This is a genomic window from Streptomyces sp. NPDC049837 (assembly GCF_040674455.1).
In the GTDB taxonomy this organism is placed as follows: domain Bacteria; phylum Actinomycetota; class Actinomycetes; order Streptomycetales; family Streptomycetaceae; genus Streptomyces.
Genome location: NZ_JBFAMP010000003.1, coordinates 36,315 through 61,153 on the forward strand (window position 1 = coordinate 36,315; position 24,839 = coordinate 61,153).

Genomic DNA, 24,839 nt, shown 5'->3' on the forward strand with positions numbered 1-24,839 from the left:
GGGGGCGGTACGGAAGATCACCGGAGCTTCACACCGGCGGAGGCCGGTGCGGCCTCGGCAGGTTCGTGCGTTTCGTGACTGTCCAGGCTCAGTACACCGTCACGCCGTACGCGCTCAGCGCCTCCCGCACCGGCTGGTGGATCGCCGAGCCGTTGGTCCCCGTGCAGCCGGAGCTGCCCGAGTGGATGCCGAGGGCGACCGAGCCGGCGAAGTGGGCGCCGCCGCTGTCGCCGCCGGCCGAGCACGCCGTCGTACGGACCATGCCGTAGACGGGGCCGTCGCTGTAGTTGACGGTGACGTTCACGGCGGTGACGGTGCCGCTGGTCACCTTGGTCGTGGAGCCGCTCTTGCGGATGGCCTGGCCCACGACGGCGTTGGCGGCGGAGGAGATGTCCTGGGAGCTGCCGTTGTAGAGGTTGACGGTGCCGGGGGTGTTCGCCGTGTTGGTGTAGCGCACGAGCCCGTAGTCGTTGGTCGGGAAGCTGGTGCCCTCCCGTACCCCGATCTGTGCCCCGCCGGAGGTCGCGGACCAACTGGAGGCCTCATTGGTGCAGTGACCGGCCGTCAGGAAGTACTTGGTCGAGCCCTTCTGGACGTTGAAGGCGGCCGAGCAGCGGTAGCCGCCGCCGTAGATGGCGTCACCGCCCGCCACCTCGCGCGTGAAGGTGCCCGGTACGCGGCTGACGCGTACGGCGCCGCCGAGCGAGGCGGCGACCTTCCGCAGCCGCGCCATGTCGCGGGCGGAGACGGAGGAGTCGGCCTCCACGGCGATCTGGTTGGTGCGCGGGTCCAGGCCCCAGGAGGTGCCGGGGATCTTCGCGCGGGACTCCAGCGCGGCCATGGCGGCGTCGAGCTGCGCGGCCCCGCGCTCGACGATCCGTGGCGTGGCCCCGGCGGCACGGGCCCGCTCGGCGGCGGCTTCGGAGGTGACGGTGACGATCAGCCGGCCGTTTTCCAGGTACGTACCGGCGCTGTCGGCGCCGAGCTGCCGTTCGACGGCGGAGTCGAGGGCGTAGAGGTTGACGGGGTCGGCCGCTCCGGCGGGGGTGGCACCGAAGCCGAGCGAGCCCAGCGTGGATAAGACGAGAGCGGCGGACAGGGTGATGCGCGCACGGGTGGTGCGTCTCATCCCGGGTCTCCTTCGTCGTGTGACGGGTGGGGTACTCGGGAATTTGACATGTCCACCACATGAACGCAAGGGCGCGTGCACGCGCGGGCACAGAGAACCGCCCCCGTCCGGCGTGGGGGCCGGGACGGGGGCGGTGCCTACGGGGTGGGCGTCAGCCCATGTGCGGGTACGTGTAGTCCGTCGGCGGGACCAGCGTCTCCTTGATGGCGCGGGTCAGCGTCCAGCGCATCAGGTTCTGCGGAGCGCCCGCCTTGTCGTTCGTACCGGAGGCGCGGCCACCGCCGAAGGGCTGCTGGCCGACGACGGCGCCGGTCGACTTGTCGTTGATGTAGAAGTTGCCCGCGGCGTACCGCAGCTTCTCCATCGTGTACGCGGCCGCCGCGCGGTCGCCCGCGATGACCGAACCGGTCAGCGCGTACGCCGACACCGACTCCATCTGCTCCAGCATCGCGTCGTACTGGTCGTCCTCGTAGACGTGCACCGCCAGGAAGGGGCCGAAGTACTCGGTCGTGAAGACCTCGTTCTCGGGGTCCGAGCACTCGACGACCGTCGGGCGGACGAAGTAGCCGACCGAGTCGTCGTAGGTGCCACCGGCGACGATCGTGCAGGCCGGGTCGGCCTTGGCGCGGTCGATGGCGGCCTTGTTCTTGGCGAAGGCACGCTCGTCGATGACGGCGCCGATGAAGTTCGTCAGGTCGGTAACGTCACCCATCTTGATGCCGTCGACCTCGGTGGCGAACTCCTCCTTGAAGCCGGAGTTCCAGATCGAGGCCGGGATGTACGCGCGCGAGGTCGCCGAGCACTTCTGGCCCTGGAACTCGAACGCGCCACGGGTCAGCGCGGTCTTCAGGACCGCGCGGTCGGCGCTCGGGTGCGCGACGACGAAGTCCTTGCCGCCCGTCTCGCCGACGATGCGCGGGTAGGAGCGGTACTTCTCGATGTTGTTGCCGACCGTCTTCCACAGGTGCTGGAAGGTCTTGGTCGAGCCGGTGAAGTGGATACCGGCGAGCATCGGGTGGTTCAGCGCCACCTCGGAGACCGCGATGCCGTCGCCCGTCACCAGGTTGATGACACCCTTGGGCAGCCCGGCCTCCTCCAGCAGCTCCATGAGCAGTACGGCCGCATGGGTCTGCGTCGGGGACGGCTTCCAGACCACCACGTTGCCCATCAGGGCGGGGGCGGTGGGGAGGTTGCCCGCGATGGCGGTGAAGTTGAAGGGCGTGATCGCGTAGACGAAGCCCTCCAGCGGGCGGTGGTCGAGGCGGTTCCACACACCCGGGGAGTTCGCCGGCGGCTGCTCGGCGAGCAGGTCACGGGCGTACTTGACGTTGAAGCGCCAGAAGTCGACGAGCTCGCACGGCGTGTCGATCTCGGCCTGCTGGACGGTCTTCGACTGGCCCAGCATGGTCGAGGCGGCCATGGTCTCGCGCCAGGGGCCGGCCAGCAGCTCGGCGGCGCGGAGGATGATCGCGGCGCGGTCGTCGAAGGACATCGCGCGCCACGCCGGGGCGGCGGCGAGGGCCGCGTCGATCGCGTCCTGGGCGTCCGCCTGGGTGGCGCCCGCGAAGGTGCCGAGGACCTTGGCGTGGTTGTGCGGCTGCACGACGTTCACGCGCTCACCGCCGCCCATCCGCTTGACGCCGCCGATGGTCATCGGCAGGTCGATGGGGTTCTCGGCCAGCTCCTTGAGCTTGGCCTCCAGGCGGGTGCGCTCGGCCGAGCCGGGAGCGTAGGTGTGGACCGGCTCGTTGACCGGAGCGGGGACCTGGGTCACAGCGTCCATGAGTTCCGTAACTCCTTCAGTTCTTGGTGATCATCGAGCGGACGAAGAACAGCAGGTTGGCCGGCTTCTCCGCGAGGCGGCGCATGAAGTACCCGTACCAGTCGGTTCCGTACGCGGTGTAGACGCGCATCCGGTGACCCTCGGCGGCGAGCCGCACGTGCTCGTCGCTGCGGATCCCGTACAGCATCTGGAACTCGTACTCATCCAGTTTGCGCCCGGCGCGGCGCGCGAGCTCCTGGCTGATGGCGATGAGCCGCGGGTCGTGCGACCCGATCATCGGGTAGCCCTCGCCCTCCATGAGGATCTTGAGGATCCGTACGTACGCCTTGTCGATCTCGTGCTTGTCCTGGTACGCGACGGAGGCGGGCTCCTTGTAGGCCCCCTTCACGATACGCACGCGGCTGCCGTTCGCGGCGAGGCGGCGGGCGTCCTCCTCGGTGCGGAAGAGGTACGCCTGGATGACGCAGCCGGTCTGCGGGAAGTCCTTCCGCAGCTCCTCGTGGATGGCGAACATCGAGTCGAGGGTGGTGTGGTCCTCCGCGTCGAGCGTGACCGTGGTACCGATCGCGGCCGCCGCCTCGACGACCGGCCGGACGTTGGCGAGGGCCAGCTCATGGCCGCCCTCCAGCGCCTGGCCGAACATCGACAGCTTGACCGACATCTCGGCCCTGGTGCCCAGGTCCAGGGCCTTGAGGCGGTCGATCAGCTCCAGGTAGGCGTCGCGCGCGGCGAACGCCTGCTCGCGGGTCGTGATGTCCTCGCCCACCACGTCCAGGGTGACCTCCAGGCCCTTGGCCGTCGTCTCCCGGACGATCGGGATCACCTGGTCGACCGTCTCACCGGCGATGAACCGGCCGACGACCTGCTTGGTGCCCGGGGCGGCAGAGACAAAACGGCGCATCTTGTCACTGCGCGACGCGGCAAGGATCACGGGACCCAGCACGGGGCACCTCCACGGAACAGGTGTTGAAGGGGGCCGAAGCGGATCTGTCGGAACGAATCCGAACGGATCCGTATCGGCACGGAGAACCACCGTGAAACCTAAGGATCGCTCCGATGCTCGGCCATCGACACCTGTCACGCATCCGTGCCCCACATCTCATACAGATGTCTGAGCGGACACCCGCCCGGTGGCAGAATGTCCGGGTGAAGGGCGATTACCAAGACCTGGTCGACGAGATCTCGGCGCTGCTGGGCGCCCCCGCGACGCTGGAGAACCGTGACTTCGGGCTGATCGCCTTCGGCGCCCACGACAGCGACGACGACACGGCCATGGACCCGGTCCGGACCCGGTCGATCCTCACCCGGAAGTCCACCCCCGCCGTCCGTGCCTGGTTCGAGGGCTTCGGCATCACCCGGGCGACCGGCCCGGTGCGCATCCCCGCCTCCCCCGACGCGGGCGTCTTCCGGGACCGGATCTGCCTCCCCGTACGCCACCGGAGTGTCGTGCTCGGGTACGTGTGGCTCCTGGACGCCGACCCGGGGCCTTCGCCCGACCGGCTGACGGCGGCCATGGAGGTGGCGGAGCGGATCGGGGCGCTGCTGGCGGACGAGGAACGGGCGGACGCGGACCTCTCGCGCGAGCTGCGCGCGGTTCTGACGGCGGAGCGGGGCTGGCAGTACGACATGGCGCTCGCCGCCCTGCGCACGGCACTGGGCCACGACGCGGACGGCCTCCACGCCCTGGTGTGCGTCGCCCCCTGGCCGGGCCCCGACACCCCCTCGGTCCGCACCGCCCCGGCCGCGGCGGCCCTGTGCACGGTGCCGTGGCCGGGGCGGGAGGGGGCGGAGACGGGCACCCGCCCGGAGGGGCCGGGCACCCATGGGCCGGGCGCCCACGGGCTCGCCGCCCTGATCCGGCTCCGCTCGGCCGACTCCCCGGCCCCCGCGCTCACCGCGGCCACCCGCCTCCGGGACGCGGCCGGTGGCGCCCCGGCACCGTCCGCCGCCGCCACGCCCACGGCCGCGTGGGCGACGCGCGGCGGGGCGGGACCGGGCGCCGCGCCGGGGCACGGCGTCGTCGCCGGGGTGGCCGACCCCCGGCGAGGGCTGGGCGACCTCGCGGAGGCGTGGCGGGAGGCGACGTCCGCCGCCCGCGCGGCCATGGCCCGGCCCCGGCTCGGGCCGCTGGCCCAGTGGGCGTCGATCGGCCCGTACCGTCTCCTCACGGCGCTCCCGGCGGCCCCGCCCCACGACCAGGCGGTCCGCACCCTGCTGGCGCCCGCCCACACGGAACTGGCCCGCACCGCCGAGGTGTTCCTCGACAGCGCGGGCCAGGCGGGCCGCACCGCGGCGGCCCTGGGCATCCACCGCCAGACGCTCTACTACCGGCTCTCCCGCGTGGAGCAGCTCACCGGCCTGGACCTCGACGACGGCGAGGACCGCCTGCTGCTCCACATGGCCCTGAAGGCGGCCCGGCTGTGAAGCACCGGTTCATGAACGAGACCGGCCCGGTGCGCTGACGCACCGGGCCGGTCTCGAACGATCGTACGGTCGATCAGGCGAGGTTCACCGAGCGGGCGGACGTCGCGCCGATCTCCTCCGCGACCTCCGTCAGCACGTGCTGCGGGACCGTGTCGTCGACGGTGAGGACCGCGAGCGCCTCGCCGCCCTCCGTCGAGCGGGCGACCTGCATGCCGGCGATGTTGAGGCCCGCCTCGCCGAGGATGCGGCCGACCGTGCCGACGACGCCGGGACGGTCCTCGTAGCGCAGGACGACCATGTGGTCGGCGAGCGCCAGGTCCACGTCGTAGTCGCCGACGGCGACGATCTTCTGGAGGTGCTTGGGGCCGGCCAGCGTGCCGGAGACCGCCACCTCCTCGCCGTCCGAGAGGGTGCCGCGCACGGTGACCACGTTGCGGTGGTCGGGGGACTCGCTCGACGTGGTCAGCCGGACCTCGACGCCGCGCTCCTGCGCGAACAGCGGCGCGTTGACGTAACTCACCGTCTCGTCGACGACGTCCTCGAACACGCCCTTGAGCGCGGACAGTTCCAGCACCTTGACGTCGTGCTGGGTGATCTCGCCGTACACCTCGACGTCGAGCCGGACCGCGACCTCGCCCGCCAGCGCGGTGAAGATGCGGCCGAGGTGCTCGGCCAGCGGCAGACCGGGCTTGACGTCCTCGGCGATGACACCGCCCTGGACGTTGACCGCGTCCGGGACCAGCTCGCCCGCGAGCGCGAGGCGCACCGAACGGGCGACCGCGATACCGGCCTTCTCCTGCGCCTCGTCCGTGGACGCGCCCAGGTGCGGGGTGCAGACGACCTGGTCGAGCTCGAACAGCGGGGAGTCCGTGCAGGGCTCCTTCGCGTACACGTCGAGGCCCGCGCCCGCGACCCGGCCCTCCTTGATGGCCGAGTACAGCGCGGCCTCGTCGACGATCCCGCCGCGCGCGGCGTTGACGATGCGGACGGTCGGCTTGACCTTGTGCAGCGCCTCGTTGCCGATCAGGCCGAGCGTCTCGGGGGTCTTCGGCAGGTGGACGGTGATGAAGTCGGAGACCTCCAGCAGCTCGTCCAGCGTCAGCAGCTTGACGCCCATCTGGGCGGCGCGCGCGGGCTGCACGTAGGGGTCGTACGCGACGATCTTCATACCGAAGGCCGACATGCGCTGCGCGACCAGGACGCCGATGCGGCCGAGGCCGACGACGCCGAGGGTCTTCTCGCTGAGCTCGACGCCCGTGTACTTGCTGCGCTTCCACTCGCCGTTCTTCAGGGCGGTGTTGGCCTGCGGGATGTTGCGCGCGGTGGCGATCAGCAGACCGCACGCCAGCTCGGCCGCGGTGACGATGTTGGACGTCGGCGCGTTGACGACCATCACGCCGGCCTTGGTGGCGGCGGCCACGTCGACGTTGTCCAGGCCCACGCCCGCACGGGCGACGACCTTGAGCTTGGTGGCGGCGGCGATGGCCTCGGCGTCCACCTTGGTGGCGGAGCGCACCAGGATGGCGTCCACGTCCACGATGGCGGGCAGCAGTTCCGCCCGGTCGGCGCCGTTGCAGTGCCGGATCTCGAAGTCGGGGCCGAGCGCGTCGACCGTGGCGGGCGACAGCTCTTCAGCGATCAGAACTACCGGCTTTACGGGGGGATGCGAGCTCACGTGGGTCCTCACAAGTCCAGTGCGGACGGCCGTCCCGACGGCCGCAGGCGGTGGAGGGGGCTTGCCGCGTGGAAGACGCACGACGCTGTGGGCCTGACGCGTATGTGTTGAGAAGTGTAGTGGTGGTGGGTGACATCTTTTCCGCCGCGGCGGAAGGATCACCCATCCGTGGTTGGACACTCGGTCCAATGAAGACCGGCGGGCCCGGACATCATGTCCGGACCCGCCGCCATGAGGCTTACGCCTCCTCGTTGTCCACCCAGCTCATGAGCTTGCGCAGCTCCTTGCCGGTGGTCTCCAGCAGGTGCTCGGAGTCCTGCGTCTTGTACTCGTTGTACTTCTTCAGGCCGCCGTGGTACTCGTCCATCCAGTTCTTGGCGAACGTGCCGTCCTGGATCTCGGCGAGGACCTTCTTCATCTCGGCCTTGGTGGCGTCGGTGATGATCCGCGGGCCGGTGACGTAGTCGCCCCACTCGGCGGTCTCGGAGACCGACCAGCGCATCTTCTCCAGGCCGCCCTCGTACATCAGGTCCACGATGAGCTTCAGCTCGTGGAGGCACTCGAAGTACGCGATCTCCGGCTGATAGCCGGCCTCGACCAGGGTCTCGAAGCCCGCCTTGACCAGCGCCGAGGTGCCGCCGCACAGCACGGCCTGCTCGCCGAACAGGTCGGTCTCGGTCTCCTCGGTGAAGGTCGTCTTGATGACACCCGCGCGGGTGCCGCCGATCGCCTTCGCGTACGACAGGGCGAGCGCGAACGCGTTGCCGGTGGCGTCCTGCTCGACGGCGGCGATCGCCGGAACGCCGCGGCCCTCCTCGTACTGACGGCGGACCAGGTGACCCGGGCCCTTCGGGGCGACGAGGGCGACGTCGACGCCGGCCGGGGGCTTGATGAAGCCGAAGCGGACGTTGAAGCCGTGGGCGAAGAACAGCGCGTCGCCGTCCTTCAGGTTGCCCTTGATGGACTCCTCGTAGACCTGGGCCTGGATCGGGTCCGGGATCAGGATCATGATGACGTCGGCCTCGGCGGCGGCCTCCGCCGGCGTGACGACGCGCAGGCCCTGCTCCTCGGCCTTCGCCTTGGACTTGGAGCCCTCGTGCAGACCGACGCGGACGTCGACACCCGAGTCACGGAGCGACAGCGCGTGGGCGTGGCCCTGGCTGCCGTAACCGATCACCGCGACCTTGCGGCCCTGGATGATGGACAGGTCGGCGTCGTCGTCGTAGAACAGCTCGGCCACTGGGTCTTCTCCTTGGTGTGCTGGTGTTGCGTCCCACCGTACGGTGGGGAGGGATGTGGAAGTCGAGGGGTCTCGCTACGCGGAACGGTCCAGGGCGCGCAGGCTGCGGTCCGTGATGGACCGGGCGCCACGCCCTATGGCGATGGTGCCGGACTGGACCAGCTCCTTGATGCCGAACTGCTCCAGCATCTTCAGCATCGCGTCGAGCTTGTCACTCGAACCGGTGGCCTCGATGGTGACCGCCTCGGGCGAGACGTCCACGGTCTTGGCGCGGAAGAGCTGGACGATCTCGACGATCTGGGAGCGGGTCTCGTTGTCGGCGCGGACCTTCACCAGGACGAGCTCGCGCTGGATGGCGGCGCTGGGCTCGAGTTCGACGATCTTCAGGACGTTGACCAGCTTGTTGAGCTGCTTGGTCACCTGCTCCAGCGGCAGGTCCTCGACATTGACCACGATGGTGATGCGGGAGATGTCGGGGTGCTCGGTGACACCGACGGCGAGCGAGTCGATGTTGAAGCCGCGGCGGGAGAACAGGGCGGCGATCCGGGCGAGGATGCCGGGCGTGTTCTCCACCAGGACGGAGAGCGTGTGCTTGGACATGTTTCTTGACTCAGCTCTCTCTCAGTCGTCTTCGTTGTCGCCGAAGTCGGGGCGGACGCCGCGCGCGGCCATGACCTCGTCGTTGGAGGTGCCGGCGGCGACCATCGGCCAGACCTGGGCGTCCTCGTGGACGATGAAGTCGATGACGACCGGGCGGTCGTTGATGGCGTTGGCCTCCTGGATGACCTTGTCCAGGTCCTCCGGGCGCTCACAGCGGATCGCCACGCAGCCCATGGCCTCGGACAGCTTGACGAAGTCCGGGACGCGGGTGCCGGCGCTGGGCTGCTTGCCGTCCGCCTCGGGGCCGGAGTGCAGCACCGTGTTGGAGTAGCGCTGGTTGTAGAACAGGGTCTGCCACTGGCGGACCATCCCGAGGGCGCCGTTGTTGATGATGGCGACCTTGATCGGGATGTTGTTCAGCGCGCAGGTGACCAGCTCCTGGTTGGTCATCTGGAAGCAGCCGTCGCCGTCGATGGCCCAGACCGTGCGGTCCGGCATCCCGGCCTTGGCGCCCATGGCGGCCGGCACGGCGTAGCCCATGGTCCCGGCGCCGCCGGAGTTGAGCCAGGTGGCGGGCTTCTCGTAGTTGATGAAGTGGGCGGCCCACATCTGGTGCTGGCCGACACCGGCCGCGTAGATGGTGCCCTCGGGGGCGAGCTGCCCGATGCGCTGGATGACCTGCTGCGGCGACAGGCTGCCGTCCTCCGGCTGGTCGTAGCCGAGGGGGTAGGTGTCGCGCCAGCGGCTCAGGTCCTTCCACCAGGCGCTGTAGTCGCCCGTGTTGCCCTCGTTGTGCTCGGCCTGGACGGCCTGGACCAGGTCGGCGATGACCTCGCGGGCGTCACCGACGATCGGCACGTCGGCGGCGCGGTTCTTGCCGATCTCGGCCGGGTCGATGTCCGCGTGGACGATCTTGGCGAAGGGCGCGAAGCTGTCCAGCTTGCCGGTGACGCGGTCGTCGAAGCGGGCGCCGAGGGCGACGATCAGGTCGGCCTTCTGGAGGGCGGTGACGGCGGTGACGCTGCCGTGCATGCCGGGCATGCCGACGTGCAGCGGGTGGCTGTCGGGGAAGGCGCCCAGGGCCATCAGGGTGGTGGTGACCGGGGCCTGGGTCAGCTCGGCCAGGACCTTCAGCTCGGCGGTGGCGCCGGCCTTGAGGACGCCGCCGCCGACGTACAGGACGGGGCGCTTGGCCTGGGTGATCAGCTTGGCGGCCTCGCGGATCTGCTTGGCGTGCGGCTTGGTGACCGGGCGGTAGCCGGGCAGGTCGAGCTGCGGCGGCCAACTGAAGGTCGTCTTCGCCTGGAGGGCGTCCTTCGCGATGTCGACCAGGACCGGGCCGGGGCGGCCGCTGGAGGCGATGTGGAACGCCTCGGCGATCGTCTTGGGGATGTCCTCGGCCTTGGTGACCAGGAAGTTGTGCTTGGTGATCGGCATGGTGATGCCGCAGATGTCCGCCTCCTGGAAGGCGTCCGTGCCGATCGCCTTGGAGGCGACCTGGCCGGTGATCGCGACCAGCGGGACGGAGTCCATGTGCGCGTCCGCGATCGGGGTGACCAGGTTGGTGGCACCGGGGCCGGAGGTGGCCATGCAGACGCCGACCTTGCCGGTCGCCTGGGCGTAACCGGTCGCGGCGTGGCCGGCACCCTGCTCGTGGCGGACGAGGATGTGACGGACCTTGGTGGAGTCCATCATCGGGTCGTACGCGGGGAGGATGGCGCCGCCGGGGATGCCGAATACCGTCTCGGCGCCCACTTCCTCGAGAGAACGGATGAGGGACTGCGCACCCGTGACGTGCTCAACGGTGGCGGAGGTCTGTCCGCCGGTACGGGCCCGCGGCTGCGGATGGTGGGCCCCGGTGGCCTGCTCGGTCATCGGCATTCTCTTCTCGAAGCTGAGGGTTTTCGCGAGGTTTAGCTGGTTTGGCGGGGTGCCAGTGCAACAAAAAACCCCTCGTGCCGTGAGGCAAGCGAGGGGAGCGCGCCGGTGTGGGTCTGCAGGGCCGTGATCAGGCCGTGCTCAGCCGACGCGCTTTCCAAGTACGAGAATTCGGGTGCGCATGGCATTGACCCTCCCCCCGGCGCACCATCAGTGTCAAGTGGGTGGGACGCGAGTCTCATTATGTGAGCGAAGTGGGTGAGGTGAGCGCATCCCCGGGAGGGCGCTCGGCAGGCTGTCGGGGACCGTGTCGGTGAGCGTGTCGGGAACGGTGTCGGGGAGGCTGCTCGGGAGGGCGTCCGGAAGGGCACCCCGGGTGAGCGCCGGCAGGGCGACCCCGCCGGGCACGGGGAACTCCTCCCGGACGAGGGCGCGGCGCAGCCGGTACTCGTCCAGGGGGCCTGAGAAGGCCATTCCCTGCCCATGGGTGCACCCCATCGCGCGTAGCGCCAGGACCTGCTCCGGTACGTCGACCCCGTCGGCCACGGACTGCATGCCGAGGTCACAGGCGATGCGGAGCAGTCCGCTGGTGATCTTGTGCAGCCGGGCCGATTCGACGACGCCCTCGACCAGGCCTCTGTCCAATTTCAGTATGTCGACCGGGAGCCGCCGGAGCGCGTTGATGGCGGCGTATCCGCTGCCGAATCCGTCGAGCGCGATGCGTACGCCGAGCCTGCGCAGGCCGGCCAGGCGCCGTTCCAGCTCGTCGAAGGAGATCCGCGGGTCGCTGTCGGACAGCTCGATGATCAGCGACCCGGAGGGCAGTTCGTACTTGGTCAGCAGGGCTTCGACGGTGCCGAGGGGCATGGACCTGTCGACCAGCTTGCGGGCCGGGAAGCGGACCGAGACGGGCGCGTGGTGGCCCAGCCGGGCGCGCTCGGCGGCCTGCTCGACGGCCTCTTCGAGGAGGCGGCCGCCGAGCCCGGCGGCCCGCTCCCCGTCCTCGGCGACCCGGAGGTATTCGGCCGGGGTGAACAGGATGCCCTGGGCGGAGCGCCAGCGGGCCTGGGCGGCGACGGCGGCGATCCGCCCGGTGGCGAGGTCCACCACGGGCTGGTGCAGGAGGACGAACTCGCCGTCCTGGGCGGCGGTGCGCATCCGGGTGGCCAGTTCCGTGCGGCGTACCACGTCGGCCTGCATCTGGGGCGCGTACAGCTCGACGCGGTTCTTGCCGCCGGCCTTGGCCCGGTACATGGCGAGGTCGGCGTTGCGGAGGAGGTCTCCGGCGCTGATGCCGGCCTCGGCGAAGGCCACACCGATGGACGCGGCGACCCGTACCTCCTGGCCCTCGATCCGGTACGGCTGCGACAGGGTGAGCCGCAGCCGGTCGGCGATCTCGTGGACCCGCTGCTCGCGGGCGGACTGGTCGTGGCTGCCGTCGCCGAGGATCAGGGCGGCGAACTCGTCGCCGCCGAGGCGGGCGGCGGTGTCTCCGGCCCGTACCGAGTCCTGGAGCCGGCGGGCGGCCTGGATGAGCAGGTCGTCACCCGCCTGGTGGCCCAGCCGGTCGTTGACGCCCTTGAAGCCGTCCAGATCGATGAAGAGCACGGCCGTGCCCGCGTCGCCCGCCCGGCGCCCACTGAGCGCCTGGCGGACGCGCCGGGTGAACAGGGCGCGGTTGGGCAGGTCGGTGAGCGGGTCGTGTTCGGCGTTGTGCTGGAGCTGCGCCTGGAGGCGGACCCGTTCGGTGACGTCCCGGCTGTTGAAGATCAGGCCGCCCTGGTGGCGGTTGACGGTGGACTCGACGTTGAGCCACTCGCCGGTGCCGGACTTGAAGCGGCATTCGATGCGGGTGGTGGGCTCCTCCGAAGGAGGAGCGGCCAGGAACCGCCGTACCTCGTGGACGACGCCGCCGAGGTCGTCGGGGTGGATGAGGGAGGCCAGTTCGGAGCCGATGAGCTCGTCGGCCTCCCGCCCGTACACACCGGACGCGGCCGGACTGACGTAGCGCAGCACCCCGTCGGGGGCGGCGATCATGATGACATCGCTGGAACCCTGCACCAGGGACCGGAAGTGGTTCTCCTTCTGGGCCAGTTCATGGGTCAGGGCGATGTTGTCGAGCAGCATGATCCCCTGGCGCACGACCAGGGCGAGCACGACCGTGCATCCGGTGAAGACGACGACGCGGTCCACCGTGCGGTCCTCGATGACGTTGTAGAGAATGCCGAGCGTGCAGACCGCGGCCGCCAGATACGGCGTGAGGGCGGTGAGCGACCCGGCGATGGGACGGGTGGGCTGACGGGGCCCGCGCGGCGGGGCGGGTCCGTCGGTGGTGCGGTTGGCGCCCCAGGGGGCGTAGGCCAGGAGCAGCGAGCCGGCGAACCAGCCCGCGTCGAGGAGCTGGCCGGAGCGGTAGTGCTCGCGCAGCAGCGGCGAGGTGAACAGGGCGTCGCACAGCACGGTCAGGGCCAGGGCGGCGATCGCCGTGTGGACGGCCGACCGGTTGGCCTGGGAGCGCCGGAAGTGCAGGGCGAGCACCATGCTCACCAGCACGATGTCCAGGAGCGGGTACGCGAGGGACAGGGCGGCCCGCGCGACGCTCTCCCCCTCGAACCGGGCGGTGTGGGCGAGGGCGAGACTCCAGGACAGAGTCAGCAGCGAACCGCCGATCAGCCAGGAGTCCAGTGCCAGGCAGATCCATCCGGCCCGGGAGACCGGCCGCTTGGCCAGGACGAGCAGCCCGACGATGGCGGGCGGCGCGAAGAGCAGGAAGAACAGGTCGGCGAGGGACGGCTGTGGCACGTCACGGTCGAGCACGACCTCGTACCACCCCCAGACGGTGTTCCCGCCGGCCGCCATCGCGGAGGAGAAGGCGAACAGTAACCAGGCGGGGCGGAAACCGCTGCCACCCGTGCGTGCGTAGAGGAAGCACGAGACGGCGGCGGTCAGCGCGGCGGCGCTGAGCCCGAAGTCGCCCATGATCAGGGCCATTTGCTCGGAGCCCCAGCCGACGGCGGCGCCGGCGGCGTAGGCTCCGCACAGCACGGCGAGGAGCACCTGACACATCAGGCCGCCGGAGCCGCCCGTGCCGCCGTCCGCCGTGCCGCCGGAGCCGCCGCCCGCGACGGCCGGACGCTCGATGAGCACTCCCGGGGCGCTCACCTGAACGCCCCCGTACGCGCCTCGGGCCGGTGCGGCCGCCGCGGCGTCGGCGACGGCCGCGCCGCCGACCGGTGTGCCGGCGACTGCCGCATCGGCGACTGCCCGGCCGGCCGCTGCTGTACCGGCGACGGTGGCTGCGGCTTCGGTGGCCGGGACGCGGTCGGGGGTCGCAGTCGGCTGCCCCGTCGCGTCGGTTCGTTCGCCCATCGACCGTGCATCGCCCGTCGCCCCCCTCGGATTCTGATCGGCAATCACGTCGCTCCCCTGCGCCGCTCCGTGCTCGACGCGGCCCCCAGATCGGGACGATACACCAGGATCGTCACTCAGGGACAGGGGTGCTCTACGCTCCGTGACGATCATCAGTGTTATGGGCACGGAGGGCGCCCAGATCGCTTCGGAGCGTGTTCAGCCGGTGGTGAGGACGAGGTTCCGCAACGGCTCACGCTCGGCGAATCGGGTGACTTGCGCGGCGACGAGACGCTTCGCGCGGGGCATGAAGGCGGACGTGCGGCCGCCCGCGTGAGGGCTGATCAGTACGCCAGGGGAATGCCACAGCGGGTGCCCCTGGGGCAGCGGTTCGGGGTCCGTGACGTCCAGGGCGGCGGTGATCCGGCCGCTCTGGGTCTCGGCGAGGAGCGCCTTGGTGTCGACCACGGGGCCGCGTGCGACGTTCACGAGCAGGGCCCCGTCCTTCATCCGGGCCAGGAAGGCGGCGTCCGCGAGGTGGTGGGTGTCAGGCGTCAGGGGCGTGGACAGAATCACGACGTCCGCGTGCGGGAGGAGGGCGGGCAGATCCGCGAGCGCCTGCACCGGACCGCGCTCGGTGGTGCGCGCGGAGCGCGCGACGCGCGCCACCCGCGCGCACTCAAACGGCGCGAGCCGGTCCTCTATCGCCGCGCCGACCGATCCGTACCCCACGATCAGCACGGATTTGTCGGCGAGCGCCGGGTAGAAGTCGGCCCGCCACTCCTCCCGGTCCTGCCCGCGCACGAAGTCGGGGATGCCCCGCAGAGAGGCGAGGACCAGCGCGACGGTCAGCTCCGCCGTGCTGGCCTCGTGGACGCCCCTGGCGTTGCACAGCGCCACGCCGGGCGGCAGGACGCCGAGCCCGGGGGTCACGTGGTCGATCCCGGCCGAGAGCGTCTGGACGACGCGTACGGAGGTCATGGCGGCCAGCGGGCGCACCGAGATCTCGCTGCTCTTCATGTAGGGGACGACGTAGAAGACACAGTCGGCCGGGTCGGCCGGGAAGTCCGGGCCGCCGTCCCAGAAGCGGTAGGTGAGGCCGGACTCGGCGGGTGCGGGGAGGCCGTCCACCTCGTCGGCCGGAATGGGGAGCCACACGTCAGCAGTCATGGTCAGGAGGTTAGTTTGGGGAGCGGCACAAGGAGGGGTACGGGGAGTTGGAGCGCAGGACGATCGGGGCGACGGCGCTCGGCGTAGGTGCTGTGGGTCTCGGCTGTATGCCGATGAGCTGGGCGTACAGCGCCTCGCAACAGCGCGGCGACCGATCCTTGCGCACCGTGCACGCCGCGCTCGACGCCGGGGTGACGCTGCTGGACACCGCCGACATGTACGGGCCGTTCACCAATGAGCTGCTGCTGGGCCGGGTGCTCAGGCAGCGGCGGGCGGAGGCCTTCGTGTCCACGAAGTGCGGGCTGCTCGTCGGGGAGCAGCACATCGTGGCCAACGGGCGGCCCGGCTATGTGCGGCGGGCGTGCGACGCCTCGCTGCGGCGGCTCCAGACCGATGTCATCGACCTGTACCAACTGCACCGCGCCGATCCTGAGGTGCCCGTCGAGGAGACGTGGGGCGCGATGGCGGAGCTGGTGTCGGCGGGGAAGGTGCGGGCGCTGGGCCTGTGCGCGATGGCGGTCCGCTCGTCGCGCCGCGCCGGTCCCGGTACGGATCTGTACGAGGGAACGATTCGGCAGTTGGAGCGGGTGCAGCAGGTGTTCCCGGTGAGCGCGGTGCAGGCCGAGCTGTCGGTGTGGTCCCGGGAGGCGCTGGTGCGGCTGCTGCCGTGGTGCGAGTCGCGGGGCGTGGGGTTCCTGGCGGCGATGCCGCTCGGCAACGGCTTCCTGACCGGGACCCTGACGCCGGGCGGCGGCTTCGAGCCCGAGGACCTGCGGGCCCGGCACCCCCGGTTCACGGCCGAGATGATGGCCGCGAACCAGCCCATCGTGGTGGGGCTGCGGCGGGTGGCGCGGCGGCACGGCGGCGAGGCGGCCGGGGTGACACCGGCCCAGGTGGCGCTGGCGTGGGTGCTGGGCCGGGGCCGGCACGTCGTACCGGTGCCGGGGACCAAGCACGAGCGGTGGGCGGTGGAGAACGCACGGGCGGCGGAGCTGTCGCTGACGGCCGAGGACCTGGCGGAGATCGCGGCGCTGCCGCCGGCGCGGGGGTCGTGGGACTGATCCCCCTGCTTCCTCGGCTTCCCGACTTCCCCGGCTTCCCCGGCTTCCCCGGCTTCCCCGGCTGATTCCCGCGCCGACGGGCCGGGATCTTCGGGCCGGAGAGGGGAACGTGATCGGCCCTGGCGGTGTATCAAGGGTGGACACGCAGCTCACACCGCCGTTGAAGGGATCGGAACTGTGCAACGTCCTGCTGTGACGGCCGTGTTGGCCGCTGCCGCCCTGGTGCTCGTGGCCGGGTGCTCGTCGGACGGGGGCGAACGCCCCGCGGACGACCGGAGCGCCGCCTCGCCGCCCCCCGCGTCCGCGTCCGCCACACCGCCGGGGTCGCCCTCCCCGTCCGCGCCGCCCGCGAAGGGCACGGTGCGGGTCGTGTCCACGCTCACCGAGGGCCTGGCGTCGCCGTGGGGCCTGGCCGCCCTGCCGGACGGCGACCTGCTGGTCTCCTCGCGCGACGAGGGGACGATCACCCGGATCGACGGGGAGAGCGGCGCGAAGACCGTGATCGGTTCGGTGCCGGGGGTGGCTCCGGCGGGCGAGGGCGGCCTGATGGGCCTCGCGCTCTCGCCGTCGTACGCCTCGGACCACCTGGTGTACGCGTACTTCACCACCGAGTCGGACAACCGCATCGCCCGCATGCTGTACGACGAGAAGAAGCCGGCCGGCCAGCAGCTCGGGGCGCCCGACACGGTGCTGCGGGGCATCCCGAAGGGCTCGGTCCACAACGGCGGCCGGATCGCGTTCGGGCCGGACAAGATGCTGTACGCGGGCACGGGCGAGACCGGTGACACCGGCCTGGCGCAGGACAAGAACTCGCTGGGCGGCAAGATCCTGCGGATGACCCCGGACGGGCAGCCCGCGCCCGGCAACCCCGCCGCGGACTCGGTCGTCCACTCGTACGGCCACCGCAATGTGCAGGGGCTGGCCTGGGACTCCGAGAAGCGACTCTGGGCGGCCGAGTTCGGGCAGAACACCTGGGACGAGCTGAACCTGATCGAGCCCGGCAAGAACTACGGCTGGCCGGAGGTGGAGGGCAAGGGCGGCAGGCCCGGCTTCGTCGACCCGGTCGCCCAGTGGGAGCCCGCCGACGCGTCCCCCAGCGGGATCGCCTTCGCGGAGGGGTCCGTCTGGATGGCCGGGCTGCGCGGCGAGCGGCTGTGGCGCATCCCGCTGGCCGGGGCGGAACCTTCGGCGGCGCCCCAGGCGTTCCTCGAAGGGCGGTACGGCCGGCTGCGCACGGTCCTGGCGGCGGGCGGCAACAAGCTCTGGCTGGTCACCAGCGAGACGGACGGGCGGGGCACCCCGGAAGCGGGCGACGACCGGATCCTCCAGGTGGAGGTGACATGAGAGGCGGCAGCCAGTGTTCAACCTGATGGAACAGCTCTTCGCGCCGGGCCGCAAGCACACCGACGACGAGCGTCAGCGCCTCGAACTGACCCGGGAGGACCTCGGCGACAACGACCCGGCGCGCGGCCCCATAGACCTCGCGTCGGGCACGGTCACCATCCGCGCACCCCGCGCGCCGGAGGGTTCCTGACCCCGCCGCTTCCCGGCCGGGCAGGGGTCAGGCCGGGACCTCGGGCAGGAGGCGGAGGCGGTGGGCCAGGGCGGCGGCTTCGCCACGGCCCGAGACGCCGAGCTTGGCGAGGATGTTGGACACGTGCACGCTCGCCGTCTTCGGGGAGATGAACAGCTCCTCGGCTATCTGACGGTTGGTGCGCCCCACCGCGACCAGGCGCAGCACATCCTGTTCGCGGGGCGTGAGGCCGAAGCCCTCGTCGTCCGGTTCCGGCTCGGCGGCCCGCGGGGCCGCGAGGGACAGGCGGGCGCGGGCCGCGAGCAGTTCCAGGTCCTCGCGCAGGGGCCGGGCGCCCAGGTGGACCGCGACGAGGTGCGCCTCGCGCACCAGCTCGGCGGACCGGTCGCGGTTGCCGCCCCGGGCGAGCAGCGCGTCCGCCCAGCGGTGCCGGGCGCGGGCCAGCTCGTAGGGGCGCTCCAGCGCGCCCAGGGCGACCACGACCTCCGCCCAGCGGTCGGCGTCGTCGCGGCCCTCGGCGCGGGCCAGCTCGGCGGCGACGAACAGCGCGTACGCCTGCCACACCGGGACCGGGGTGGCCAGCCGCTTCGCGTAGGAGCGGATCAGCGCCAGGGACTCGGCGCGGCCCTCCTCCGCCGCGGGCAGCCCGCGCGCCTCCGCCTCGGCCGTGGCCGCGGTGAGCAGCAGCGGCCAGGCGTACCGCTGGCTGCCGATCGGGAAGCCGCCCTGTGCCGCCTCGGCCAGTCCGGCCCGTACGTCGGCGATGCGCCCCTGCGCCGCCGCGACGCCCAGCTCGATCTCGGCCAGCGGCAGCAGGTACTGGAGCATCGGGTCGTGCTTGCCGTAGGTGTCCCTGGAGAGCGCCAAGTGCTCGGCGGAGACGGACAGTTCACCGCGGAGCCAGGCGAGCTGGGCGCGCCTCAGGTGCGCCCCGGCGCGTGGCTTGGTGCTGTAGGCGATGCGCTGGAGCCGGTGCGCGCCCTCGCTCGCCTCGTCCCAGTGGCCCAGCGATATCTGTGACTCGACGAGGTTGTTCAGCACCCAGCCCTCGTTGTCCCGCAGACCGCACTCGCGGGAGAACGCCAGTCCCTCCTGGGCGATCCGGACCGCCTCCCGGGAGCGCCCGACGGCCTCCAGGCAGGAGGGGATGTTGACGTAGGCGCGTCCGGCCTCGTTGCGCACGCACAGCTCGCGGGCGCGGTCGAGGACCGCGTGCATCTCCGCGAGACCGGCCTCGATGTCGCCCGCGTCGACCATCAGACCGCCCAGGGTGAGGCGGGCGTTGAGCTCGACCGGCTCGGCCTTGACCAGACGGGCGTACTCGACGGCCCGTTCGGCCGCGGCGAGGCTCTCCAGGCCGGGGGCGTGGAGCATGCCCCAGCCGGCTGCCACGGCGAGGACCTTCGCGTGGACGGCGGACGGCGGCAGGCCGCGCACCAGCTCCTGCGCGGTGGCGATCTCGGGCCATCCGTCGCCCCGGCCGAGGTTCGACATGAGCCGGGAACGCTCGGTCCAGAACCAGGCGGCGCGCTGGGGGTCCTTGCCGCCGGAGGCCATGGCGGGGTCGGTGTCGTCGTCGAGGAGCCGCAGAGCGCGCTTGACGATCTTCAGGGCCCGTTCGCGCTCGCCGCACAGCCGCGCGGCGACGGCCGCCTCGGCCAGCAGGTCGAGGTAGCTCAAGGGGGTGGTGTCGGGGCAGCCGCACGCCGGGTACGCCTCGGCGTAGTCGATGGGCCGAAGGGACGCGCGGACGTCCTCGGGCACGTCGTCCCACAGCTCCATGGCCCGCTCCAGCAGGCGCAGTTGCTCGGCGTGCGCGTGGCGCTTGCGGGCCTCCACGGCGGCCCGGAGCACGACGGGCAGCGCCTTGGCGGCGTCGTGCGCGTGGTACCAGTAGCTGGCGAGCCGGGTGGTCCGCTCGTCGGCCCGTACGAGACCGCAGTCGGCCTCCAGCGCTTCGGCGTACCGCCGGTTGAGGCGGGAGCGCTCGCCGGGCAGCAGGTCGTCGCTGACGGCCTCGCGCACCAGGGAGTGGCGGAAGCGGTAGCCCTCGCCGTCGGGCACGGCGAGCAGGATGTTGGCGTTGACGGCGGCGCGCAGCGCCTCGATGAGGTCGTCCTCGGGCAGCCGGGCGACGGCGGCGAGCAGGCCGTACTCCACCGTGGAGCCGCCTTCGGCGACGATCCTGGCGACCTTCTGGGCGTCCTCGGAGAGCTGCTCCACGCGCACGAGGAGCAGGTCGCGGAGGGACTCGCTGAGCCCGCCGGGCTCACAGCCGCTTTCCTGGCAGACGACGAGCTCCTCGACGAAGAAGGCATTGCCGTCGGAGCGGCGGAAGATGTCGTCGACGAGGGCGGCGGCGGGCTCGGCGGCCAGGATGCCGGTGAGCTGGCGGTGGACCTCGGTGCGGGTGAACCGGGGCAGTTCGATCCGGCGGACGGTGCGCAGCCGGTCCAGCTCGGCGAGCAGGGGCCGCAGCGGGTGGCGGCGGTGGATGTCGTCGGCGCGGTAGGTGGCGACGACCACGAGCCGGCCGCGGGTGACGGTGCGGAAGAGGTAGGCGAGCAGGTGGCGGGTGGAGGTGTCGGCCCAGTGCAGGTCCTCCAGGGCAAGGACGACCGTGCGGTCGGTGGCGATGCGCTCCAGGAGGCGGACGGTCAGCTCGAAGAGCCGGGCGGTGCTGTCCTCGTTGTACGGTTCCGGGCCGGCCGCGTCGCCCAGCTCGGGCAGGAGCCTGGCCAGTTCGCCCTCCTGGCCCTCCGCGGCGGCGGCGAGCTCGTCGGGCAGCGTGCGGCGCAAGGAGCGCAGGGCGGTGGAGAACGGCGCGAACGGCAGCCCGTCCGCGCCGATCTCGACGCAGCCGCCGACGGCGACGACGGCGCCCTGGGCGCACGCCTCGCCGAGGAACTCCTCCAGCAGGCGCGTCTTGCCGACGCCCGCCTCGCCGCCGACGAGCAACGCCTGCGGCTCTCCCGCGGTGGCGCGGGAGAGCGCCTCGGTGAGTGCCGTCAACTCACCGGCTCTGCCGACGAAGACGGGACTGACGGACCTGTTCTCCACGTCGCCGAGCATCGCACAGCCCTGTGACAACGCGGCACCGGATATCGGCACGACGGCCATGGCGCGGGCCCCGCCCGTCCGTCAGGCCGCTGTCGCGAAGCGGTCGGGGTCGGTATTCACCCGCCCTCCGGGGGCTTGGTGGCCGGAACGGCGGGCAAGGGCGCGGTCGGCCTTGCGGGCGGCCCGCGCGAGGTTCGCCAGCCGCCGTGCCTCGGCCTCGCGGACGAGGTCGGCGTGACGGGCGGCGTGCTGGAGTTCGTACGTGAACATCGTGGTCTCCGTGGTGGTGTCGGGGCGTTTCTTGGTGCCTCAACTCTCGCGCCCCAGGGGGGTCGGCCACATCGGGAGACTGCCGCATCTTGGGCGGGCGGGGGTCCTTAGACGCGCGTAAGGACGCCTCAGGAGCCGGTGGTGGGCAGGGCCAGGAACAGGTCGGCGTACATGCCGGCGGACAGGATCAGCCCCAGCCCGCCCAGTACGGCTCCGGCCAGGGCCATCGCCCGGATCCACAGGGGGCGCTGGGGGCGGGTGAGCACGATGAGGCCGGTGATCAGGGCGACGACGGCGAACAGGCCGTTGACGAGGGCGGTGGTGTGCCAGGCGTCCCCGTAGATCTCGGCGATCTGCTGGGTGGGAGAGCCGCCCTGGGCGGTGGCGATCTGGCCCATCAGCGTCTCGCGCTCGGAGGCGACGCGGCCCATCCAGGTGCCGGTGAGGGAGGCGATCCCGAGCGCCGTGGCCACGACGGCCGCCGCCGCTGCGGCGAGGCCGGTGGCCTGCTCGGCGGGCTCCGGCGCCTCCTGCTCGAACTCGGCGGCGTGCTCGTCGTCGTACTCGGGCTGGTGGTCCTGGTGGTCGGCGGCCGTGTCGGGGGTGGTCCCGGGCGTGGTGTCGGTGTCGGTCTTCGTCGTCGTGGGGTTCATGCGCGGCACGCTAGGTGCCGTTTCTGAGAGGCCCCTTAACGTGCCTCTTGATCACGCGTCCCCTGGCGTGCCTCGCGCCACTCCGGGGCGAGCACGGACCAGACCTCCATGTCGTGCCGTACGCCCCGGTAGGGGTAGCTCTCGCGGAGGACGCCGTCCTTGGTCATGCCGAGCCGCTTGGCGACGTTGATACTCGCGGTGTTCGCCGAGGAGACCTGCCACTCGACGCGGTGCATGCCGCGCTCGTTCACCGCCCAGTCGATCAGGACGCGGACCGCGCGCGTGACCAGGCCCCGGCCGGACGCCGAGGGCTCCAGCCAGCAGCCCGCCTCGCAGGTGCCGGCGGCGGTGTCCATGACCCGCAGGAGGACCCCGCCGACCAGGGTGCCGTCCAGCCGGATACCGAAGACGCGGCCCGTGTCGGCGGCCGCCTTGTCGGCGTACGACTGGAGGAAGGCGCGCGCCGAGGGCAGGTCCGTGCAGACGGTCGGAAGGGCGACGTACCGTCCGATGTACTCCCTGCCCCGGTCCATGTGGGCCAGGAACTCCGCTGCCTGCCACGGCTCCAGCGGCCGCAGTTCGGCTCCGTCGTCACCCAGGGATATCGCGAACACCGTCGTGGCCCTCCTCGGCTATGGCACGAGCTGTCCGTCGTCGCTCGAGCGCTGCCAGGGGATCTTCGCACGGTCGGAATCGCGGGACTCGGGGTTTTCGATGCTGATGCGCGGCAGGATGCGGTCGAGCCACGCGGGCAGCCACCAGTTGGCGCCGCCGAGCATGTGCATCAGGGCGGGGACCAGGAGCGTGCGGAGGACGAACGCGTCCAGGGCGACGGCGGCCGCCAGTCCGATGCCGAACATCGCGATGACCCGGTCCCCGGAGAGGACGAACGCGAGGAAGACGGCGATCATGATGACGGCGGCGGAGTTGATCACCCGGCTCGTCTCGGCGAGGCCGACCCGTACGGCCCGCCGGTTGTCACCGGTCTCCAGCCACTCCTCGTACATCCGGCTGACCAGGAAGACCTGGTAGTCCATGGAGAGCCCGAAGAGCACGGACACCATGATCACCGGCAGGAAGGGTTCGATGGGCCCGGCCCGGCCGAGGCCGAGCAGTTCGCTGCCCATGCCCCACTGGAAGATCGCGACGACGACCCCGAAGGCGGAGGCGACGGCGGCCACGTTCATCAGGGCGGCCTTGAGCGGGATGCCGATCGAGCGGAAGGCGAGCAGGAGCAGCAGGCAGCCCAGGGCGATGACGACGCCCACGAAGAGCGGCAGCTTGCCGATGATGACCTGGGCGAAGTCGTCGTAGCCGGCGGTGACGCCGCCGACGTACACGTCCAGGGAGGTGCCGTGCTCGGCGGTCGGCAGCACGTCGTCGCGCAGCCGGTCGACGAGGTCGCTGGTCGCTTGGGACTGCGGCGCGGACTCCGGTACGACGGTGAGGACGGCCGTGTTGCCGCTGCCGCTGTACGTGACCGGGCTGACCGTTTCGACGCCGTTGGTGGCGCGCAGGGCGTCGGGGAGCGCGGCGAGGGCGACCCGGTCGTCGGCGCCGTCGAGCTCGGCGACGAGCGTGAGGGGGCCGTTGACGCCGGGGCCGAAGCCGTCGGCGAGCAGGTCGTAGGCCTTGCGGGTGGTCGTGGCGGCCGGGTTGTTGCCCTGGTCGGAGGTGCCGAGGTGGAGGCCGAGCGTGGGCAGGGCGAGGACCAGCATGACGACGGCCGCGACGGCGCCCAGCAGTTTGGGGTGGCGCTCGACGAACGCCGACCAGCGGGCGGCGAACCCGGTCGGCAGCTCGGGTTCCGGGCCGTGCTCGACGAGCCGGGCGCGCTCGCGGCGCGACAGGGCGCGCATGCCGATGAACGACAGCAGCGCGGGCAGCAGCGTCACGGACGCGGCGACGGTGAGGACGACGGTGAGGCAGGCCGCGATGGCGACGCCGTTGAGGAAGCCGAGCCGCAGTATCAGCATGCCCAGCAGGGCGATGCAGACCGTGGCGCCGGCGAAGACGACGGCCCGGCCGGTGGTGGCGACGGCGTTCTGGGCCGCTTCGGCGACCGGGAGGCCGCGTTTGAGGCCCTTGCGGTGCCTGGTGACGATGAACAGCGCGTAGTCGATGCCGACGCCGAGGCCGATGAGCATGCCCAGCATGGGGGCGAAGTCGGCGACCGTCATGACGTGGCCGAGCAGGCCGATGCCCGCGTAGGCGGTGCCGACGCTGACGAGGGCGGTGGCGATCGGCAGGAGGCTGGCGGCGAGGGAGCCGAAGGCGAGGAAGAGGACCACGGCGGCGACGGCCACGCCGACGATCTCGGCGGTGTGGGAGGCCGGGGCCTCGGTGACCGCGACGGCGCTGCCGCCGAGCTCCACCTGGACGCCGTCGCTCGCGGCCGCGCGGGCGGCGTCGACGACGGCCTGGATCTGCGCGGGCGGGAGCTCGTCGGCGGGCCGGTCGAAGGCGACCGTGGCGTAGGCGGTGCGGCCGTCCTGGCTGATCTGCCCGGGCGCGAAGTCCTGGGTGGCGGCGCCCGCGGCGGTGTGGGCGTCGGCCGGGGCGCCCTTGGGGGCCTGGGAGCCCTGGGCGGCTGGGGCGTCGGGAAGCGTGTCGTACGGGCCGGTCACGGCGGCGACGCCGGGCAGCTCGGCGACGTCGTCGAGCATGGCGGTCATGCGGTCCTCGACGGCGGCCGCGCGGACGCTGCCCTTGGTGGTGTGCCAGACGATGGTGTCGCCGTCACCGCCCTGGCCCCGGAAGCCGTCCTCGAGGAGCGCTGCGGCGCGTCCGGACTCGGTGCCGGGGACCTCGTAGTCGTTGGAGTACGCGGAGCCGGCGATCCCGGCGGCCGCCGTGACACCGACCAAGGCACAGAGCCAGAGCAGGACGGCGGCGAGGCGGTGCGTGATGCACCATCGGGCGAGGGCTGCCAACGGGTGTACTCCCTGAGTGGTTCGAGGTCTCTATCGGGGATTGCCCGTAAAGAACGCATGACCTACGTACCGCCACTCTGG

Annotated in this window: 18 protein-coding genes; 4 read left to right on the forward strand and 14 right to left on the reverse strand. The window is 71.7% G+C overall.

The annotated features are described in order from the left end of the window. Window positions 1-88 precede the first annotated feature (88 nt). From AB0J57_RS08175 to AB0J57_RS08185, 3 genes are all read right to left on the reverse strand, one after another. Complete coding sequence (locus AB0J57_RS08175; RefSeq protein ID WP_366127211.1) at window positions 89-1,129, reverse strand: S1 family peptidase; 1,041 nt, start codon at window positions 1,127-1,129, stop codon at window positions 89-91. A gap of 151 nt (window positions 1,130-1,280) precedes the next feature. Next, a complete protein-coding gene (gene pruA / locus AB0J57_RS08180; protein WP_366127212.1) occupies window positions 1,281-2,912 on the reverse strand; it encodes an L-glutamate gamma-semialdehyde dehydrogenase in 1,632 nt (543 codons plus the stop codon). A 16-nt stretch (window positions 2,913-2,928) separates the two neighbouring features. Then, window positions 2,929-3,855, reverse strand: coding sequence for a proline dehydrogenase family protein (locus tag AB0J57_RS08185; RefSeq protein WP_366127213.1), 927 nt, complete (start codon window positions 3,853-3,855; stop codon window positions 2,929-2,931). A 203-nt stretch (window positions 3,856-4,058) separates the two neighbouring features. On the opposite strand from AB0J57_RS08185, the gene AB0J57_RS08190 reads away from it, so the two are divergent. Then, window positions 4,059-5,336: a helix-turn-helix domain-containing protein gene (locus AB0J57_RS08190; RefSeq protein ID WP_366127214.1), complete on the forward strand. Its 1,278-nt coding sequence runs from the start codon at window positions 4,059-4,061 to the stop codon at window positions 5,334-5,336. 73 nt (window positions 5,337-5,409) lie between these two features. Here AB0J57_RS08190 and serA read toward each other — a convergent pair whose 3' ends face one another. The 6 genes from serA to AB0J57_RS08220 form a co-directional block, all read right to left on the reverse strand. Continuing rightward, window positions 5,410-7,011 carry a phosphoglycerate dehydrogenase gene (gene serA, locus AB0J57_RS08195; protein WP_366127215.1) on the reverse strand — a complete coding sequence of 534 codons (1,602 nt, stop codon included), beginning with the start codon at window positions 7,009-7,011 and terminating at the stop codon, window positions 5,410-5,412. 238 nt (window positions 7,012-7,249) lie between these two features. Further along, window positions 7,250-8,251, reverse strand: a complete 1,002-nt coding sequence (gene ilvC, locus AB0J57_RS08200) for a ketol-acid reductoisomerase (RefSeq protein ID WP_366127216.1) — start codon at window positions 8,249-8,251, stop codon at window positions 7,250-7,252. Window positions 8,252-8,326: 75 nt separating this feature from the next. Next, window positions 8,327-8,851, reverse strand: coding sequence for an acetolactate synthase small subunit (gene ilvN, locus AB0J57_RS08205; RefSeq protein ID WP_019889675.1), 525 nt, complete (start codon window positions 8,849-8,851; stop codon window positions 8,327-8,329). Between the two features lie 21 nt (window positions 8,852-8,872). Then, window positions 8,873-10,732: an acetolactate synthase large subunit gene (locus AB0J57_RS08210; RefSeq protein WP_366127217.1), complete on the reverse strand. Its 1,860-nt coding sequence runs from the start codon at window positions 10,730-10,732 to the stop codon at window positions 8,873-8,875. Window positions 10,733-10,945: 213 nt separating this feature from the next. Beyond that, window positions 10,946-13,795 (reverse strand): EAL domain-containing protein, encoded by a 2,850-nt coding sequence (locus tag AB0J57_RS08215; RefSeq protein ID WP_366127813.1) that lies wholly within the window; start codon window positions 13,793-13,795, stop codon window positions 10,946-10,948. A 501-nt stretch (window positions 13,796-14,296) separates the two neighbouring features. Further along, the gene (locus AB0J57_RS08220) at window positions 14,297-15,247 is read right to left on the reverse strand and encodes a 2-hydroxyacid dehydrogenase (RefSeq protein ID WP_366127218.1); all 951 of its coding nucleotides are present in this window, start codon (window positions 15,245-15,247) and stop codon (window positions 14,297-14,299) included. 47 nt (window positions 15,248-15,294) lie between these two features. On the opposite strand from AB0J57_RS08220, the gene AB0J57_RS08225 reads away from it, so the two are divergent. The 3 genes from AB0J57_RS08225 to AB0J57_RS08235 all read left to right on the forward strand — a co-directional run bounded on the left by AB0J57_RS08225 (window position 15,295) and on the right by AB0J57_RS08235 (window position 17,842). Next, window positions 15,295-16,308, forward strand: coding sequence for an aldo/keto reductase (locus AB0J57_RS08225; protein WP_366127219.1), 1,014 nt, complete (start codon window positions 15,295-15,297; stop codon window positions 16,306-16,308). 192 nt (window positions 16,309-16,500) lie between these two features. Continuing rightward, entirely contained in the window at window positions 16,501-17,652 is a 1,152-nt protein-coding gene (locus tag AB0J57_RS08230) for a PQQ-dependent sugar dehydrogenase (RefSeq protein WP_366127220.1), read from the forward strand. Between the two features lie 25 nt (window positions 17,653-17,677). After that, a complete protein-coding gene (locus AB0J57_RS08235) occupies window positions 17,678-17,842 on the forward strand; it encodes a DUF6191 domain-containing protein (protein WP_366127221.1) in 165 nt (54 codons plus the stop codon). A 27-nt stretch (window positions 17,843-17,869) separates the two neighbouring features. Here AB0J57_RS08235 and AB0J57_RS08240 read toward each other — a convergent pair whose 3' ends face one another. From AB0J57_RS08240 to AB0J57_RS08260, 5 genes are all read right to left on the reverse strand, one after another. Further along, window positions 17,870-20,962, reverse strand: coding sequence for an AAA family ATPase (locus tag AB0J57_RS08240; RefSeq protein WP_366127222.1), 3,093 nt, complete (start codon window positions 20,960-20,962; stop codon window positions 17,870-17,872). Window positions 20,963-20,983: 21 nt separating this feature from the next. Beyond that, window positions 20,984-21,172, reverse strand: coding sequence for a hypothetical protein (locus AB0J57_RS08245; protein WP_366127223.1), 189 nt, complete (start codon window positions 21,170-21,172; stop codon window positions 20,984-20,986). A gap of 128 nt (window positions 21,173-21,300) precedes the next feature. Next, on the reverse strand, window positions 21,301-21,825 hold the full coding sequence (locus tag AB0J57_RS08250) for a hypothetical protein (protein WP_366127224.1): 525 nt from the start codon (window positions 21,823-21,825) through the stop codon (window positions 21,301-21,303). Between the two features lie 35 nt (window positions 21,826-21,860). Continuing rightward, window positions 21,861-22,439, reverse strand: coding sequence for a GNAT family protein (locus tag AB0J57_RS08255; RefSeq protein ID WP_366127225.1), 579 nt, complete (start codon window positions 22,437-22,439; stop codon window positions 21,861-21,863). Window positions 22,440-22,457: 18 nt separating this feature from the next. After that, window positions 22,458-24,758, reverse strand: coding sequence for an MMPL family transporter (locus AB0J57_RS08260; RefSeq protein ID WP_366127226.1), 2,301 nt, complete (start codon window positions 24,756-24,758; stop codon window positions 22,458-22,460). Window positions 24,759-24,839: the final 81 nt, after the last annotated feature.